Origin of the sequence: Parabacteroides sp. B2-S-102 (assembly GCF_023656665.1) — a bacterium.
In the GTDB taxonomy this organism is placed as follows: domain Bacteria; phylum Bacteroidota; class Bacteroidia; order Bacteroidales; family Tannerellaceae; genus Parabacteroides; species Parabacteroides distasonis.
Genome location: NZ_JAMOKM010000015.1, coordinates 88171 through 106019, shown reverse-complemented (window position 1 = coordinate 106019; position 17849 = coordinate 88171). Strand labels below are relative to the sequence as shown.

Sequence of the window (17849 nt, the reverse complement as noted above, 5' to 3'; positions counted from 1 at the left end):
AATAAGGGATATAAATTTATTTCGTTGAGATAATTAATCAATAAATTATGACGTAGTTCGGTGAGAACTTAGTTGTTTAATCATTGCAAATATATGAATATTTGGGGAATATCAAAATATCATATATTAAAAATCAATGCATACAGAAATATTATATACCTAAATGCAGGTATAATTGAACCCCTTTCAGATAGACAAGTGAGACTTTGGTAGAAATATAATTAATAAGAAATAGTATACAGTATTATGATATCACTTATTCATAGCAAGTTATAGCCTTTGAAAATTCGTTATTAATGCGCTAACTAGAGTTCTCACCGGACTCTTTTCTGGTGAAGAATGGTATATTTATTATCTAGTATGAATAGAGGAGAATTAGTACAATCTCTTGTGGAAGAAACAGGATTGCCGAAAAATGTTGTTAGGGCCGTAGTGAATGCGTTACCGACTGTTGTGGCGAAAGGAATACGGGAAGGAGAATCTATTTCCATGAAAGGATTTGGATCTTTTGTACCTTGGCAACAATCCGAGCGATTGGCACGTAATCCGAAAACAGGGGAGGAAGTAATGATTACTCCACGTGTCTCGGTCAAATTCAAAGCCGGGAGCGATTTACTTAAAGAATTAAATGAGTAATAAAAACTATTCAAACGAAAAAACGGTTTCCTCGTGATGAGAAAACCGTTTTTTTATGGGGTAAATCGTATTATAAACGTGCTTTGATAGCTTCGCTTTCTTTCTCGTATCCCGGCTTATTCAACAGGGCGAACATATTCTTCTTATAAGCCTCGACACCCGGTTGATTGAAAGGATTCACACCTAACATATAACCACTGATACCGCAAGCTTTCTCGAAGAAATAGAACAACTGACCGATATAGAATGCGCTTACTTCTGGCATATTAACCTTAATATTAGGAACACCACCATCTACGTGAGCCAACTGAGTACCTAATTCGGCCATCTTGTTTACCTCGTCTACATGCTTGCCTGCCAAGAAGTTCAAGCCATCTAAATCGGCTTCATCTGTAGGGACCAATACGCTATGAGCTGTAGCTTCCACGGAGATAACCGTTTCGAAAATCGTACGCTCACCGTCTTGGATCCATTGACCCATGGAATGCAAATCGGTTGTCAAATCTACGGATGCTGGGAAAATACCTTTACCGTCTTTACCTTCGCTCTCTCCGTAAAGTTGTTTCCACCATTCTGCGATATAGTGCAATTTCGGATGGAAGTTAGCCAAGATCTCAATCTTTTTACCGTTCTTATATAACTCATTACGAGTAGCGGCATAGATAGCAGCCATATTATCAGCGAAAGGAACGCTCGCGTCTGTAGCTTTTTCCATGGAAACAGCTCCAGCAACCAAGTTGCGGATGCTGATACCTGCCACGGCGATCGGGAGCAAACCTACCGGAGTCAAAACAGAGAAACGTCCACCTACGTTATCAGGGATGATGAAAGTCTTGTAACCTTCTTGATCTGCCAAAGTACGCAAAGCGCCTCTCTTAGCGTCCGTGATAGCTACGATACGATGTTTAGCCTCTTCCTTGCCAACAGCATCTTCCAATTGTTTCTTCAAGATACGGAAAGCCAAAGCCGGCTCTGTAGTCGTACCAGACTTGGAGATATTGATAATACCGAATTGCTTACCTTTCAAGACTTCGCTTAATTCATAAAGATAATCCTCTCCGATATTGTGTCCGGCGTATAACATAACCGGGTTTTTACGGCCGTTTTGCAACCAGTCGAAGCTGTTGTTTAACGCTTCTACTACCGCTTTGGTACCCAAATAGCTACCACCGATACCAATGGCTACGACCACCTCACATTTAGAACGAAGCACGTTCGCCGTATTCTCGATGTCGGCCAACTCTGTGTCCGTGATAGAAGAGGGGAGATGTAACCAACCCAAAAAGTCGTTACCTGCTCCGTTACCGTTATGTAATGTGGCAATACATTCCATTGCCTTGGCCTCTTGAGCGTAAACCTGTTCCTTGGAGACAGTGCCCAGAGCCTTGTCGATGTTTAAACTGATGTTTTTCATATGCTATTTTATTTAAACGTTTCCGTTAATTGACGAATGACCGTTGTCGGCGATTTCTTCTCGTACAATATATCATAAACAGCGTCCAGTATCGGCATGTTCACTTTATATTTCTCGTTGATCTCACGCATACACTTGGTTCCATAATATCCCTCGGCGATCATTTCCATCTCCAGCTGCGCTGTCTTCACGGAATATCCTTTACCGATCATGGTTCCGAAAGTACGGTTACGGCTGAACCGGGAATAAGCGGTAACCAGCAAATCGCCAAGGTAGACGGAGTCGGTGATATCCCGCTCCAGCCCGTGTACGGCGTCCACGAAATTACGCATCTCCTCAATAGCGTTCGAGATAAATACGGCTTGGAAGTTATCGCCATATTTCATTCCATGGCAAATACCGGCGGCGATAGCGTACACGTTCTTCAGTACGGCGGCGTATTCGATACCGGTCACATCCTTACAGAAGGAATTCTTTAAGTATTGATTCTTGAAAACGGGGGATATCGTACGGACCTTCTCGATGTCAGAACAAGCCAACGTAATGTACGAGAGCCGTTCCAGAGCGATCTCTTCCGCATGACAGGGACCACCGATAACTGCTATATTTTCTGTTGGAACCTTGTAATACTCCGCGAAGTAATCCGTAATCAACATATTCTCATCCGGTACGATACCCTTGATCGCCGAGATGATAAACTTATCTTTCAAAGAGGTCTTCACCTTCTTCAAATGTTGTTTCAAGAAAGGGGAAGGCGTAGCGAAGATCAAGGTATCCGAGTCCTTGATCGCTTGGTTGATATTGGAATAGAAGTTTATCTTGTTCGTGTCGAATTTCACGGCGGTGAGGTAACACGGATTGTGTCCCAACTGCTTGAACTCCTCGATACGATCGGGCCTACGCATGTACCAGTTGATACTATCTTGAGTTGAAAGTACGATCTTGGCTAAGGCGGTAGCCCAGCTACCACCTCCCATTATCGCGATTTTTCCGGGCAAATCCATCGTATCACGCTTTTATTCTCCTACATTGGCTATCCAAGCTTCTATTTCTTGGACCGTAGGATTTTGCAGTTCTAACTTATATTTTTTATTAAGCTCGCAAAGCTCTTGTCTTAATTTGTTGGCGTTCGCTTCTTTCAGCGTGTCAACCGTCAGGTAGCCGGCTTTCTGCAAAGCGGGAACCCACTCCTCGGAAATGCCCAAGGCCACGTATTTGTCGGCGTTATCTTTCTTTACGGTTTTCTCCGGACGCATTTGAGGGAAAAGCAATACCTCTTGGATCGTTGTCTGTCCGGTCATCAACATAACCAGACGGTCGATACCAATACCGATACCCGACGTAGGAGGCATACCGAATTGAAGGGCGCGTAAGAAATCTTGATCGATGAACATCGCCTCGTCGTCCCCTTTCTCGCTCAAGCGTAATTGCTCCTTGAAACGTTCTTCTTGGTCGATCGGATCGTTCAGCTCGCTATAAGCGTTCGCCAATTCCTTTCCGTTTACCATCAACTCGAAGCGTTCGGTCAATCCCGGTTTGCTACGGTGCATCTTAGTCAGCGGACTCATCTCAACCGGATAGTCGATGATGAAGGTCGGCTGGATAAACGTACCCTCGCAGAACTCCCCGAAGATCTCGTCGATCAATTTACCTTTACCCATCGTATCGTCGATCTCCATCTTCAATTCCTTGCAAATCGCACGAATCTCGTCCTCGGTCTTACCTTCCAAGTCGTAACCCGTCTTTTCCTTGATCGCCTCCAAGATCGGCAAGCGGCGGAAAGGAGCCTTGAAGCTGATTGTCTTACCGTCGATCGTGCTCTCGCTCGTACCGTTCACGGCGATACAGATACGCTCCAACAGCTTCTCAGTGAAGCTCATCATCCAGTTATAGTCCTTGTATTGGACATAAAGTTCCATACAAGTGAACTCCGGGTTGTGCGTACGGTCCATACCCTCGTTACGGAAATTCTTACCGATCTCATATACACCCTCGAATCCACCGACGATCAATCGTTTCAAATACAACTCGGTAGCGATACGCAAATACAGATCGATATCCAAAGAGTTGTGATGCGTGATGAATGGACGTGCGCTGGCTCCTCCTGCGATAGATTGCAGGATCGGAGTCTCTACCTCCGTGTATCCGGCCTCATCCAAGGCGGTACGCATGGTCTTGATGATAGCCGCACGTTTCATGAAAATATCTTTTACACCCTCGTTTACTACCAAATCCACGTAACGCTGGCGATAACGAAGCTCCGGGTCATTAAAACCGTCGTAAGCGACACCATCCTTATATTTAACGACCGGTAGAGGACGAAGTGATTTAGACAGAACTGTCAATTCTTGCGCATGAACGGAAATCTCTCCCATCTGAGTACGGAAAACGAATCCCTTGATCCCGACGAAATCACCGATATCCAGTAATTTCTTGAAAACGACATTGTATGTGTCTTTATTCTCGTCCGGACAAATATCGTCACGGGAGATATAGACCTGTATTCTGCCCTCGGAATCCTGCAACTCCATGAAAGAGGCTTTTCCCATGATACGACGGCTCATGATACGGCCGGCGATACGTACCGGGCGTGGCTCAGCGTCATCTTTGAATGTCTCTTTTATCTCTTTGGAAAATGCGTTCGTTACATACTCAGCTGCGGGATAAGGCTCTATCCCCATCTGACGCAACTGCTCCATGCTATTACGTCTTATTATTTCCTGTTCACTCAGTTCTAATAGATTCATTATGCTATTATTTTGTATAATACGGCGCAAAAGTACAAAATATTTCTGATTTATGCTGACTTATGTGGTAAAAGGTTGAGGTCACCGATCTTGTTAGTTCATGGATAAAGTATCTTAGGTTCATCGGTAAAGTATCTTAGGATCCTTGGTGAAGTATCTTAGGTTTGTAGGCCAATGAACTTAAGACCCAATAATTTTATCTTTACATCCCGTTTTGATCCCGGGGATGAGACAAATGGAATAAACAGCCCTCACTCCGATAAATCCGGTAGCCAAAACTCAACCAACGGTAATGTCTTTCTCCGTCCTCCAAGCCCCAGCCATAGAAATCCTCATTCTCCATACCCGCTTGCAGGTATTTTTCCGTTTGGGCGAAGACCGCTCCCCCGACTGCGCCTATCACTCCCTCTACTGTGTACAAAGAGTTCATCTTTGCTTGATGTTTTTTTAGGAAATCTAAGTCACGATGGAGCCAATAATGTTCCCTCAATATATCTGACGTATCTAAAAAATTACCATCATATGGATAAGCGACATCAGAAGTCCTAGTTCTAAGCTGTTTCACCGCATCCAATATTTGAAGGTGGTCCAGTATCACATCTGCGTCCCAAATACAAACAAGTGGAGTATCAACCTGCTTTGCGAGGATATTCAAGTATTTGGTCTTGTAGAATACAGGATCTTTATCCACGAGGAAAGTGTACTTCACCGTATCATCTTTTATTAACGAGGGGATAATCTCATTTTGGTATGATGAGGCCTCCATAATTAAGATGCGTGTCCGGAAATAACGTACTATTGAGTCCACGGACATCAACAGGTTCTCCAAACGGATCATGGAATCGATCCGTACAGGAATAATAAATGTTGTATCTGTCAAGTCTATTCGCATAAATATCTTTGCTTAATGTTTAACAATGCCAACACCGTACCGGGGAAACCATTCAGCAATCCTCTGTGTATATTATAGTAGTATTCGTTCTCCATTAGGGCATCCCAAGCGTCAGACGAGATGATCCGATCGTAAATTAGGTGCGGATTGAAAGGGATGGTGTATTCGGGGAAGTCCCTTTTTAATCCCTCCAACAAGAAATATAGAGAAGCGTATCCATTACTGATATAGATATCCTTGCCTTTGATCTCTCTATTATATATTATGTCTAGATTGATTGATTTTCTTAGTTCGTTCACATATCTTTGCCAATCCGGCGAACAATTCCGTAAAGGTAGTATGCCCCATAACAGATATAGTCGGTTCAAATGCAGATGAGGCAAATGGGAGAACATATACAGAGATAGTTGTTCCAAAACCTTTTGTATCCGATCCTTGTAAAAATCATATTGTATAAGACAGGACAGGGTTTTCATCAATATCGGTACGTGATATAGGTAAATGGAAAACGTATAGGATTCCTCGAAAAAGGAGGCGTCTATCAAATCGGCCAATTGATTAACTAACTTGATTGCTAAGCCCTCGAAAGGGAAACGCTCATTATCGTTTGTCTGGATTTCCAGCCTTTTATAAATGTAATATAAGAAATGGATGAGTTGAGACAGGGAATACCTAGATTCCATATTTCCGAAAACCAGCTTCTTGAATAGCAAATCATCGATACCACTTAGCAAATCATTAATATCACCGTCTACAAATTGCTTTTTTACAATATAATCCAATCCTAACGCAACTCCGCATAAACCTTCCTCCACGGTGAGTTCTGCGTTTTTAGAGAGATCGTTTTCCAAGAGATCGTCCAGCAATCGCTCAGCCTTCTCTTTATAAATAGCTTCTTGCGTATAATCATACAAATGGTATAAATAGATGAGTAATCCCATTTTGCCATGAGCCAACCCGAAAGGGTAGCTTGTATGTAATGAGCCTATCAAATGCTTATTTAGCGAATCTATTTGTGATGCTAATTTATTCATAGTACTTAATTTATTAAATACGACATATCCTTTAACTCATATTCTTCCGGCAATAAATAACCATTTGTCAAAACTGTTGGAGTGGAACTTATTGTATTGCGCCTAACCCATTCGTTTTGTGCTTGAAAATTGGCTAACATATCTTTGTCATTAGGATTTAATCTGTATCTTTTATAGCAATCCTCTTTTTTATGACGCCCTTTTGCATACCAGTCAGATAGGAATCGTAAATAATCCGATTCATTATTTAGTAGATACATGGAGGTCAGTAGCATGGCGCTAGGTTCTAATTCCTTGCTAAAAGAGGTCAAGATGATTTGTATGCAAATCTCTTCTTTATATTCTTTGAGTAACTTTTCTATTTGGAGATGTAATTTTGCGCAAGGAGCACAATGTGGATTAGAGATAATGGTAATCCACTCTTTGGCATCCCTATTGCCCAATAATATTCCTGTATTTTTGTCAATGTCATATTGAGGCTGTTCGTTTAATAAGCTCTTAAATACAGAGGCATTCAGTTTTATGCTGCTAAGTTTATTGTTGCTTCGTTGGATTTGCTTTTCTTTTACGTATAATGTAACAGTAAAATGGAGCGATAGAATGACGAGCCCATACACGCATCCAATGGTAGTGAAATCAAATAAATCCCATTGATTGAAATCCATGCCTATCGCGAATAGAGAGATAAGAAAGGTGATCCATACGGTAGCTTGTACAGATAAACATAAAGCGCACCATTGTTTTACCCTAAATTTTTGGTACCATACGCTCCACGCTGTATAAGGTAATGCGATTATATTCAGAGTCTCTGCATATATAACATATTGGGGCAACAAGGCGATAAACAATATTGCGGAAAGAAAATATCCTAAGCCGAAGACACTCCAACTGATCCCCAAGAAATGAGATGCTTGGGAATCCAATGTCCCGTTGCAATCACTGGATTTCAAAAACAGGGAACAAATTTTGTTGACATATTTATCCGAGCCTAAGATCTCTCGAGAAAGCAGGATACCGCAGAAAGATGCTCCGATCACATTAACACCCCATAACCCCCAGATTCCTATCTCCATTCCTCTGTTGGTGATAAGGGCACACCCTATTAATGATAGAAGTAATGAAACGAAACATGCGATTACTATCCGCTGTCGTAAGTATTCCTTTCTATGCTCTTTATAATCCGGTTCAATAGATTCATCGGTGGATTCGAAAAGAAGGACGATTCCTGACCATCGTTCCAAGAATACCGGGATAGATAATGTGATGTTTTTACCTCGCCATGAATAGATGATTGCCTCGGTAGAAACATGTCGCACCAATACAAACTCATGATCTACGTAAGCCACAAAGGGTACATCCAATGAGGATAAGTTTTCTTGTGTTTTTTGAATTTCGGCCGCTACATTCTCTATATTATAATAACGTAGCATCTCGGACAGTCCAAACAGATTGTTTTTGTGTGGATGCCTCTCGTAGTATCTTATGGTAAAATCTTCCGTGTGCTTTATCGATAAGATTTCTAAAATTTGGATGAATAGATTGTCATGTTCCATTGCTTTAGGTCTTTAATGATTACCTTAGTTTACCAATGAACAACACCGGGTTACTCTCCTCGTCCAGTCCGGGGAAACGCCTTGCGAACTCTTCCTTCTTCAAAACGTCTTCCGGATACATCAGCATGGCGCACCAGCCCTCATCTAACGAGAAGAACTGTTTGGGCAACCACCGGAAGTTGTCATCGAACTTGATGTTCTCTAAAACTCTTGCGTTTCCGTCTTTTTTGTCGATTAAGGCTATTCCGTTTAGGTCTTCTCTTTTCCCCTTAAAGGAGAGCAATATCGTTTCCTTGGACTCCACGTAGTCCGGGATATGGCCGATGTATCCTTTCTCCGCTTCTTCCTGTATGAGTTGCATGCCTTCTTTTCCCTCTTGCGTGTAAAAGCCGGCGGGCGGTATCCTGTTATCTACGTTTATTTTGTATCGTATTTTTGAACTATCCAAAGTGCATTCAAGGATGTCGTTGCTTTGATAACCATGAGAGATAATATGTCCTTCATACCGTTCAAATGAGTTTGTGAATGAACTGATATATCGATTGCAGTTGATGATGGAATCATACGAGTTTATAATGGCTCCCGTATGATGGTTGATGATACGGTATCGTAGCTGTTCGGGGGTAGGCATACATTTTATGATGTATAGACTATCGTTCAAAAGAGTGATCGCCTCTATATAGCCGACATTCTCGCAACGCTTTTTGTTGATGAATTGGTGTGAATTTGAATAGGTTACGATTTCAATGGGAGAAGCGATCGATAGATCTCCATTGGGCCATATCATGAAATGGTTAAAGTGGAGGTATGATTGCGGATCATTTCCCTTTTTGGATAAGACTCGTTTGAATTTTCCATATTTATCCCAAACGATTAATTGCTCTCCGGAGCCTATGTAAATATCCTCTTGAAAGATAGCGATGTTTTTAACATTGTAAAGCACATCTATCAATGCGTCATCCCTTGTTTCCAAGGGGACATACCGATATTCCTCAAACATTTCATCCACGTCTTTTTCTACCCGATGTGAGAGTGGAATAAAATACTCGATTGTTTCGTCCTTGCCATTATCCTTGGCTTGATCCGGATTACAACTGATAAGCAAAAGAGTGACTAAAAATAGAAGATAGATCATGGTCATTTTTGTTTTAAGAAAAAAGCTGGTTTTAGCAGATATCACCAGCTAAAACCAGCCCTTTCTTTTGTTGCTAACCTCCTGTAGTGTTACAGTTTTGTACGCCACCATAATTTGAGCATTTATTACTGCATTCAGAGCAGCTTGTTACTTCAATTGAGGAAGAAAGATTATGACAATGACAATACGCACTTCCTCCCCCTAAGATTTTCATCATTTGTTCTTTTGGAAGAACTTTACCTTGTTGGTTTAGTACGACTTTTGTCAGTTTTTTTGAGTTTGTCCATAATTTGAAAGATTTAAAAAGTTAATAGATGTGTAATACTTTGATATTACAAAGAAAATTAAAAAATATCAAACATGGGGTATATTATGTCTTTTTTATTGTTGTTTAATGTATATTGTCTTTCTATTGCTACAGTAGAAAATTAGTGGAGATATGCATATAAGTTAGCTATGCGAATTCGATTGTTCTGTCCCACGTTTAATTTGTTCGAGAAATGACTTATTGTATTGATGTAATTTGTTATGTAATAGTGTTTTATGTAATAGCGTAAGCTATAGGTACAAAGCCTCCCAAATGAATAACTAATCACTTCCCAAGTGAATAACTAACGGCTACCCCTAACCGTTAGTTATTCACTTGACTAGCCATTAGTTATTCACTTGACAAGGCTCAAATTATATATTTGGATACTCCAAAAAGATTATCGGGTGAGCCTGTTTTGATGTTACGGGGATCATCTTTAACGGCTGTGCTGTAAAACATGTTTTAATGGGAATTTTGGCAGATTGCCCTAAGATGGCAAAGCTGTAAATAATCACGGTATAACTTCCCTTCTCGAAGAATATATACTTCAAGTGGCATAGGATATATACTTCATAGCCCAAGTAAGTATATCTTCTATCGCAGGTATGTCACTGATTTGCTACTGACCCGAAATAAGGCCGCACTCCTTCCGGCAGGAAGAAACGGATATCCTTGCCGGTTTGGTAAGCGTTACGGATAAATGTGGAGGAGATTTCCATCAAGGGAGCGTCTACCTTTTTCACGTTCGGATAAATGGCAGGGATCGAGATGTCGAATTCTAGGCGGGGATAAATCAGCAGTTTGTAGTCTTGGAGTATTTTTTCGTGTTCTTTCCATCGGGGAAAAAGCTGCCAGTTATCGGCTCCCATGATAAAATAAAAGTCCCGATTTGGATAGTTACGGGATAAGGTTCGTAGGGTATCAATGGAATAAGAAGGTTTCGGTAGGTAGAACTCAATATCGCAGACCCTGAATTTAGGATATCCGTCAATAGCGGCTTGGGCCATTTCCAGCCGTAGTGAGTCATCGAGCAGGTCATCCTTTTTCTTCAGCGGATTGTGAGGCGTGACTACGAACCACACCTCATCCAATCCCTCGAACTCACATAGCCAGTTCGCCAAGGCGAGATGGCCTATGTGAATGGGATTGAATGATCCACTGTAAATCCCGGTCTTGAGTCCCATACGATTTTTACTTAGCCCTTCTTTTGCCAACCCTTATAGTTGATGAAACAAATGAATATATTAAATATCAGGGCACCCCCGATGATATACTCCTTATAATACAGGCTAATACCACCTAATACGAGGCTCGCTATCCCACAAACGATAGAAAGCCCCATCATAAAACGGGTATTCTTGAATATATTAGACATAGACTATTTGTTTAAGAACTCACGAATGATCTTCAACGCGTCTTTTTGGGCAGTCTCCAGATCATCGTTTACGACAACCTTATCAAACTGTCCCGTGAACCCTAATTCATACTCAGCCTTGGCGATACGGCTTTCGATAACTTCCGGGCTGTCTGTTCCCCGTCCTTCCAATCGCTTCCGTAGGTCATCGATGCAAGGAGGTTGGATAAAGACAGACAGGGCACGGTCTCCATAGAATTTCTTGATATTGCATCCGCCTACCACATCCACATCGAAAATCACGTTATCCCCTTCGTTCAAGATACGCTCTACCTCGCTCTTTAACGTACCGTAATATTTATCGGTATACACCTCCTCATATTCCAAGAAGTCTCCATTAGCGATACGACTGCGGAACTCTTCCGGCGTAAGGAAATAATATTCCACACCATTCTTCTCGGTTCCCCGCGGAGCCCGGCTGGTAGCCGAGATGGAGAAACGAAGGTGTAAATCTTGTTTCAAAAGATAATTAATAATGGTTGATTTTCCGGAACCCGAGGGTGCGGAGAAGATAATTAATTTGCCAGCCATTCTCGTTAATCTTATTATAATACGTTTAGTACCTGTTCCTTGATTTGTTCCAACTCGTCTTTCATCTGGACCACGATCTTCTGCATCTCGGCGTGGTTGCTCTTTGATCCGAGCGTATTGATCTCACGCCCCATTTCCTGAGCGATAAAACCGAGCTTCTTGCCTTGGCCGTGACCGGATTCCATGGTTGAGATAAAATATTTCAAGTGGTTGTCCAAACGGTTCTTTTCCTCGTTGACATCCAGCTTCTCGATGTAATAGATCATTTCTTGTTCGAAACGATTCTTGTCATAGTCCTTCTCGGCTATCTTTTGCAGGTTATCCATGATACGAGCTTTGATTTTCTCGATACGTTCCCCCTCGTATTTCTCCACTTCTTTCAACAGAGTGGCGATATTGGCTATCTTTTGCTCAAAAAGCTTTTGAAGCATGGCTCCTTCTTGGATACGGAAATCACACAGGTGCTTGATAGCGTCCTTTACCGTTTCTAAAACCACCCCCCATTCGGATTCGTCCGGTTCTACGGTCTCGGACTTGATTGCGTCCGGCATCCGGAGCAAGGTCTGGAACCAATCGTTCGGAACGCTGATATTCAGTTTCTCTGCGATCTCCTTGATTTGGTTGTAATAATTCTCTACGGCGGCAAGATTGATCTGTGTAGGAGTATCTTTGCCTATATATTCTATAAAGATATTGAACTCAACTTTTCCCCGCTCCAAAGATTGAAGTAACAGGCTCCGAAGCTCCATTTCCTTATCCTTGTATATGGAAGGGATACGGGTGGACAAATCCAATTGCTTACTGTTTAAAGCCTTTATCTCTACGGTTACTTTTTTTGAAGGGAGCTCGGCAGTAACCTTACCGAACCCAGTCATTGATTGTATCATTTTTCTCAAAAGTTTGCGCAAAGATAGTGGTTTCCTTTTAGATTTGATGTTTATTTTCTCATAAATAGATGTTTCTCATAGGGCTGCCTTGATAGTATAATGAATTTTTGTATACCTTCGCAACCTAATCAGATTGAAGGATTGAGATTGTTTGTTCGTTCAATTATCAATTGTTAATAGTTAATTATTATGTCATTGATCTTAAATATCGAGACATCCACTTCCGTATGTTCAGTAGCCCTGTCGGAAGGGGAGGAGGTGGTCTTTGAGAAGGCTTCCTTTGAGGGGCCGTCTCATGCGGCGTTATTGGGCGTTTATATGGAAGAGGCATTAGAGGCCGCGAAGTCGAAAGGGATGAAACTGGATGCCGTGGCGGTAAGTAGCGGACCCGGATCTTATACGGGATTACGCATCGGGGTGTCTGTGGCTAAAGGATTATGCTTTGGGTATGGTATTCCTTTGATCGGTATTCATACGCTGGATATTTTAGCGTCTGCCGCTATCCGGAAAAATAAGGAGGAGGCCGATTGCTTGTATTGCGCTATGTTGGATGCCCGCCGTATGGAAGTCTACTCTTCGATTTATGATTCCCATCTCAACACGATACGTGCCACGACTGCTGATATCGTAGATGCTGATTCGTATGCTTCTTTTTTAGAGAACGGTAAGGTTTGTTTCTTTGGAGACGGTGCCGCTAAATGTGAGACGGTAATCACTTCTCCGAACGCCTGTTTTATTGCTGGTATCTATCCATTGGCTGTAAATATGGCATCCTTGTCGCAGAAAGCATATGATGATGGCCGTTTTGAGAATGTGGCTTATTTTGAGCCTTTCTATTTGAAAGAATTCCAAGCAACGATCGCTAAGAACAAAGTGCTGAACGAGGCGTTAGGGAAAAACAAATAAGAGTAAGGGTACACAACCAAATTCATGTTCCGGCTGTTTATTCTAAAATGAATAAATCAGTTAAAGACATGAGAAAGAAAAGTGTGAATACGCTATTGGTATTTGGTGTGGTTGTCGCTATAATCCTTTTGATGATCTGGTTGTTCCTCGGGACAACGTTGGTGGAGGATACGAGTACGGAGATTACTCCGGTTTCTATAGAGCAAACTAACTGAGAACAATAACATAAAAAGGCGGGATCCTTTCGGACCTCGCCTTTTTTAATATAGATAGTTGTTTTATTAACCAAGGAATCCTAGCAAGATACCGGCAGCTACAGCGGAACCGATTACACCTGCTACGTTCGGACCCATAGCATGCATCAACAAGTAGTTGGTCGGGTCATATTCCAAACCTACGACTTGAGAGATACGAGCTGAGTCTGGAACAGCAGATACACCAGCGTTACCGATAAGCGGGTTAATCTTGTTACCGTCTTTCAATATTAAATTGAACAATTTAACGAACAATACACCGGCACAAGTCGCGATCACGAAAGACAATGCTCCTAAACCGAAGATCTTGATAGAGTTCAATGTTAAGAATTGAGTAGCTTGGGTAGAAGCACCTACCGTGATACCCAATAAGATCGTGATTGTATCGATCAGCGGACCACGAGCAGTCTCTGCCAAACGACGAGTCACGCCACTTTCTTTCAATAAGTTTCCGAAGAATAGCATACCTAACAATGGTAAACCGGACGGAACCAAGAAGCAAGTAAGCAACAAACCAACGATCGGGAAGATAATTTTTTCCGTGGAAGAAACGGCTCTCGGCGGTTTCATACGGATCAAACGCTCTTTCTTAGTCGTAAGCAATCTCATGAACGGCGGTTGGATAATAGGAACCAACGCCATGTATGAGTAAGCGGATACCGCGATCGCACCCATTAAGTTTGGCGCTAACTTAGAAGAAAGGAAGATAGCCGTCGGACCGTCAGCACCACCGATAATACCGATAGCACCTGCTTGGTTCGGCTCAAATCCCATTTGAAGAGCAATCGTATAAGCACCAAAGATACCGAACTGAGCCGCTGCACCGATCAACATCAACTTAGGATTGGAGATCAATGCGGAGAAGTCGGTCATGGCCCCGATACCGAGGAAGATCAATGGCGGATACCATCCAGAAGTCACACCCTGATAGAGGATGTTCAGTACAGACCCTTGCTCATAAATACCTACCTGAAGACCTGCGTCCTTGAAAGGGATATTACCGATCAAGATACCAAATCCGATAGGGATCAAAAGCATCGGTTCAAACTCATATTTAATCGCCAGGAATATAAACAACAGACCTACCAGAATCATGATGAGATGTCCCGGAGTAGCGTTGTATACACCTGTATAGGTAAGGAACAGTTGTAAGTTCTCACCTAAGAATGTTAAAAAGCTCTCTTGCATAGTCTTATCCGATTACTACGAGATCAGCACCTTCTAGCACAGAGTCTCCCTTGTGTACTTTAATTTCTATAATCTTACCGTCACGGTCTGCGTTGATGTTGTTCTCCATCTTCATAGCCTCAAGGATAATCAATGTTTGACCTCTCTTCACGGTATCACCTACGTTGCACTTAACCTGCAAGATAACACCTGGCAGCGGAGTCTTAACAGCACCTTGTGTAGTAGAGGCTGCCGGACGAGTAACTACAGGGTCGCCACTTGCTGTTGTCGGTGCTTGAGCCGGACGTTTCAATGTAACCATTTGTTTCTTCGCCGGTTTCTCTAATTTTACTTGATAAGGTGTACCATTTACTTCAACATCTGCGATGTCATCCACTACAGAATTGATGTGTACTTTATATACGTTACCGTTAATGGTATATTTAAAACTTTTCATTCTTTGTTCGTTTTTAGATAATTACTTATGTGGGGTTTGACGCAAACCGTAGAGTTTTGAACTCCAAGGAGAATAAGTCCTTTGTACCTTGTGGATCGTAAGAACCGTGTGCTCGATGTCATGATTGTCATCACTCATCTCGTACAAAGCGGTAGCGATAGCGGCAAAGATCTCACCAGACTCTTGTCCGGCGTCAACCGATACACTTGTTGTTCCCGCAGCTTTTTGAGCGTTACGTTTGCTCGCGGATATAGACAATCTACCGATCTGCTTAAAGATGATGTATAACAAAAATAATCCCAAGAACACTACAGCCATAGCGGTAATGGTCATACCGATACCTAAAGAGTCATTCTGTTTGAAATTATCGATTTTCTCATTAGAATCCAATGTTAGGTTATTCGTACTGGGAGTAACTTTCTTCAGCTGTGCCCATTCATCTTTACCATCGATCACTCTACCGTAACTGATATCAGCCATTTGTCCGGCAGGGATCGTAACTTCGTCGATCAATGTTTTACCATCTGCATCATACAGAGCTATATAATTCTCCTTAGAGGGATCTAATACGAAGTTAACGTGGAATGTACCTCTGCCCGGCTGTCCGTCAGCCCAAAATAGTGTGTGCTGGCGGGGTTGGATCTGAGTCAATACGTCTCCCTTCGGGATCGGATATTTCATCGGATTGTTTTTGTCGTCTGTCAAATAACATCCCGCGATATTTACCGTTCCGGCCGAAGTGTTGAACAACTCAATCCAGCCATGACGTTTGCCATAGTCATCAACGAAGTTATCCTCGTTGATAACCAATACTTCATTAATACGCATGGAGGTTGCGCGCTGTGCCTTTGCCCCGAATGAAATGAGCAAAGCGAACAGTAGCAATACCCCTATTTTCTTATTTATCATATTCATCTCCTGTTTTACGGATTATAGAGGCAGGTTATCATGTTTCTTAGCAGGATTGCTTAGCTTCTTAGTCTGCAATTGCTGCAAAGCACGAATTATACGGAAACGAGTGTTACGCGGTTCGATAACATCGTCGATATAACCGTATTGAGCTGCGTTATAAGGATTAGCGAATGCTTTCTTATATTCAGCTTCTTTCTCTGCTGCGCATGCTTTCGGATCTTCAGCGGCTGCTACTTCCTTGGCGAAGATAACCTCTACGGCACCGCTCGGGCCCATAACGGCGATCTCGGCTGTCGGCCATGCGTAATTCATATCACCACGTAAATGTTTAGAACTCATCACGCAATAAGCTCCACCGTAAGACTTACGCAATGTAACGGTAATCTTAGGAACGGTAGCCTCACCATAAGCGTAAAGCAATTTAGCGCCGTGAAGGATTACACCGTTGTATTCCTGACCTGTACCCGGAAGGAATCCCGGAACGTCAACCAATGTTACCAAAGGAATATTGAAAGCGTCGCAGAAACGAACGAAGCGACCTGCTTTACGAGATGCGTTGCTATCCAAGCATCCTGCCATAACCTTCGGCTGGTTAGCTACGATACCGACGGATTGTCCGTTGAAACGAGCGAAACCTACGATGATATTCTTAGCGTAGTCCGCATGGACCTCTAGGAACTCGTTGTTATCGACGATCGTACCGATAACCTCATACATATCGTAAGATTGGTTGGCGTTATCGGGAATGATATCGTTCAATACATCATCCAGACGATCGATCGGGTCTTTGCACTCAACTAACGGCGTTTCCTCTAAGTTGTTCTGAGGTAAGAAACTGAGCAATTTACGAATCAATTGCAAACCATCTTCTTCTGTATCGACAGCGAAATGGGCTACACCCGATTTGGTAGTGTGTACGCTGGCTCCACCCAACTGCTCTTGGGTTACATCCTCACCTGTTACGGTTTTTACGACTTTCGGACCAGTCAAGAACATATAGCTGGTACCACGTGTCATGATGTTGAAGTCTGTCAAAGCCGGAGAATAAACGGCTCCACCGGCGCAAGGGCCGAAGATACCGGAAATCTGAGGAACAACACCGGAAGCCAAGATGTTACGTTGGAAAATCTCTGCGTATCCTGCCAAGGCGTTTACACCTTCTTGGATACGAGCTCCACCAGAGTCGTTCAAACCGATAACGGGAGCGCCCATCTTCATGGCTTGATCCATTACTTTACAGATCTTCATAGCCAAAGCCTCAGACAAGGCTCCACCGAATACGGTGAAATCTTGAGCGAAGATATATACCAAACGTCCGTCGATCGTACCATAACCTGTTACGATACCATCGCCTAAATATTTAGTTTTCTCGATACCGAAGTTTGTACAACGGTGTTGAACAAACATGTCGAATTCCTCGAAACTACCTTCGTCAAGCAACATGGCGATACGCTCACGAGCGGTATATTTGCCTTTTTTGTGCTGTGATTCGATTCTTTTCTCTCCTCCACCCAAGCGAGCTTGCTCACGAAGTGCGATGAGCTCTTTTACTTTTTCAAGCTGGTTACTCATTGTATTTTGATTTGTTGTTAGAAATGAA

At 42.5% G+C, this 17849-nt stretch carries 18 protein-coding genes; 3 read left to right on the top strand and 15 right to left on the bottom strand.

The features are described from left to right. The first annotated feature begins 360 nt into the window (after nt 1–360). Nucleotides 361–636, top strand: coding sequence for an HU family DNA-binding protein (locus NBH07_RS17015; protein WP_008780759.1), 276 nt, complete (start codon nt 361–363; stop codon nt 634–636). 70 nt (nt 637–706) lie between these two features. On the opposite strand, the gene NBH07_RS17010 is transcribed toward NBH07_RS17015, so the two are convergent. From NBH07_RS17010 to NBH07_RS16960, 11 genes are all read right to left on the bottom strand, one after another. Beyond that, nucleotides 707–2050 carry a glucose-6-phosphate isomerase gene (locus NBH07_RS17010; protein WP_008780760.1) on the bottom strand — a complete coding sequence of 448 codons (1344 nt, stop codon included), beginning with the start codon at nt 2048–2050 and terminating at the stop codon, nt 707–709. Between the two features lie 8 nt (nt 2051–2058). Further along, nucleotides 2059–3054, bottom strand: coding sequence for an NAD(P)H-dependent glycerol-3-phosphate dehydrogenase (locus NBH07_RS17005; protein ID WP_005861487.1), 996 nt, complete (start codon nt 3052–3054; stop codon nt 2059–2061). A 12-nt stretch (nt 3055–3066) separates the two neighbouring features. Further along, nucleotides 3067–4797, bottom strand: a complete 1731-nt coding sequence (gene lysS / locus NBH07_RS17000; RefSeq protein WP_009018786.1) for a lysine--tRNA ligase — start codon at nt 4795–4797, stop codon at nt 3067–3069. A gap of 202 nt (nt 4798–4999) precedes the next feature. Further along, nucleotides 5000–5689, bottom strand: a complete 690-nt coding sequence (locus tag NBH07_RS16995) for a galactosyltransferase-related protein (protein ID WP_008780762.1) — start codon at nt 5687–5689, stop codon at nt 5000–5002. After that, complete coding sequence (locus NBH07_RS16990; protein WP_250833561.1) at nt 5680–6723, bottom strand: glycoside hydrolase family protein; 1044 nt, start codon at nt 6721–6723, stop codon at nt 5680–5682. Before NBH07_RS16990 ends, NBH07_RS16995 begins: the two co-directional genes overlap by 10 nt. A gap of 5 nt (nt 6724–6728) precedes the next feature. Then, a complete protein-coding gene (locus NBH07_RS16985) occupies nt 6729–8276 on the bottom strand; it encodes a thioredoxin domain-containing protein (protein ID WP_008780764.1) in 1548 nt (515 codons plus the stop codon). Nucleotides 8277–8295: 19 nt separating this feature from the next. Further along, nucleotides 8296–9411 (bottom strand): DUF4934 domain-containing protein, encoded by a 1116-nt coding sequence (locus tag NBH07_RS16980; RefSeq protein ID WP_034527793.1) that lies wholly within the window; start codon nt 9409–9411, stop codon nt 8296–8298. A gap of 918 nt (nt 9412–10329) precedes the next feature. After that, complete coding sequence (gene nadD, locus NBH07_RS16975; protein ID WP_156682354.1) at nt 10330–10905, bottom strand: nicotinate (nicotinamide) nucleotide adenylyltransferase; 576 nt, start codon at nt 10903–10905, stop codon at nt 10330–10332. An 11-nt stretch (nt 10906–10916) separates the two neighbouring features. After that, a complete protein-coding gene (locus NBH07_RS16970) occupies nt 10917–11096 on the bottom strand; it encodes a hypothetical protein (protein ID WP_005861506.1) in 180 nt (59 codons plus the stop codon). Nucleotides 11097–11099: 3 nt separating this feature from the next. Further along, nucleotides 11100–11666 carry a guanylate kinase gene (gmk, locus tag NBH07_RS16965; RefSeq protein ID WP_005861508.1) on the bottom strand — a complete coding sequence of 189 codons (567 nt, stop codon included), beginning with the start codon at nt 11664–11666 and terminating at the stop codon, nt 11100–11102. 14 nt (nt 11667–11680) lie between these two features. Further along, nucleotides 11681–12553, bottom strand: coding sequence for a YicC/YloC family endoribonuclease (locus tag NBH07_RS16960; protein WP_009018783.1), 873 nt, complete (start codon nt 12551–12553; stop codon nt 11681–11683). A 189-nt stretch (nt 12554–12742) separates the two neighbouring features. Here NBH07_RS16960 and tsaB point away from each other — a divergent pair, with 189 nt between their 5' ends. Both tsaB and NBH07_RS16950 read left to right on the top strand, forming a co-directional pair. Next, complete coding sequence (gene tsaB / locus NBH07_RS16955) at nt 12743–13459, top strand: tRNA (adenosine(37)-N6)-threonylcarbamoyltransferase complex dimerization subunit type 1 TsaB (protein WP_009018782.1); 717 nt, start codon at nt 12743–12745, stop codon at nt 13457–13459. A gap of 68 nt (nt 13460–13527) precedes the next feature. Next, complete coding sequence (locus tag NBH07_RS16950) at nt 13528–13674, top strand: hypothetical protein (RefSeq protein ID WP_186761462.1); 147 nt, start codon at nt 13528–13530, stop codon at nt 13672–13674. Nucleotides 13675–13740: 66 nt separating this feature from the next. Here NBH07_RS16950 and NBH07_RS16945 read toward each other — a convergent pair whose 3' ends face one another. From NBH07_RS16945 to NBH07_RS16930, 4 genes are read right to left on the bottom strand one after another with little or no spacing between them, the layout of a single operon-like run. Beyond that, complete coding sequence (locus NBH07_RS16945) at nt 13741–14901, bottom strand: sodium ion-translocating decarboxylase subunit beta (RefSeq protein ID WP_005861516.1); 1161 nt, start codon at nt 14899–14901, stop codon at nt 13741–13743. Nucleotides 14902–14905: 4 nt separating this feature from the next. Beyond that, entirely contained in the window at nt 14906–15337 is a 432-nt protein-coding gene (locus NBH07_RS16940) for a biotin/lipoyl-containing protein (RefSeq protein WP_005865787.1), read from the bottom strand. A 21-nt stretch (nt 15338–15358) separates the two neighbouring features. Then, a complete protein-coding gene (locus tag NBH07_RS16935; RefSeq protein ID WP_005865789.1) occupies nt 15359–16246 on the bottom strand; it encodes an OadG family transporter subunit in 888 nt (295 codons plus the stop codon). Nucleotides 16247–16267: 21 nt separating this feature from the next. Next, entirely contained in the window at nt 16268–17821 is a 1554-nt protein-coding gene (locus NBH07_RS16930) for an acyl-CoA carboxylase subunit beta (protein ID WP_005861522.1), read from the bottom strand. Nucleotides 17822–17849 lie beyond the last annotated feature (28 nt).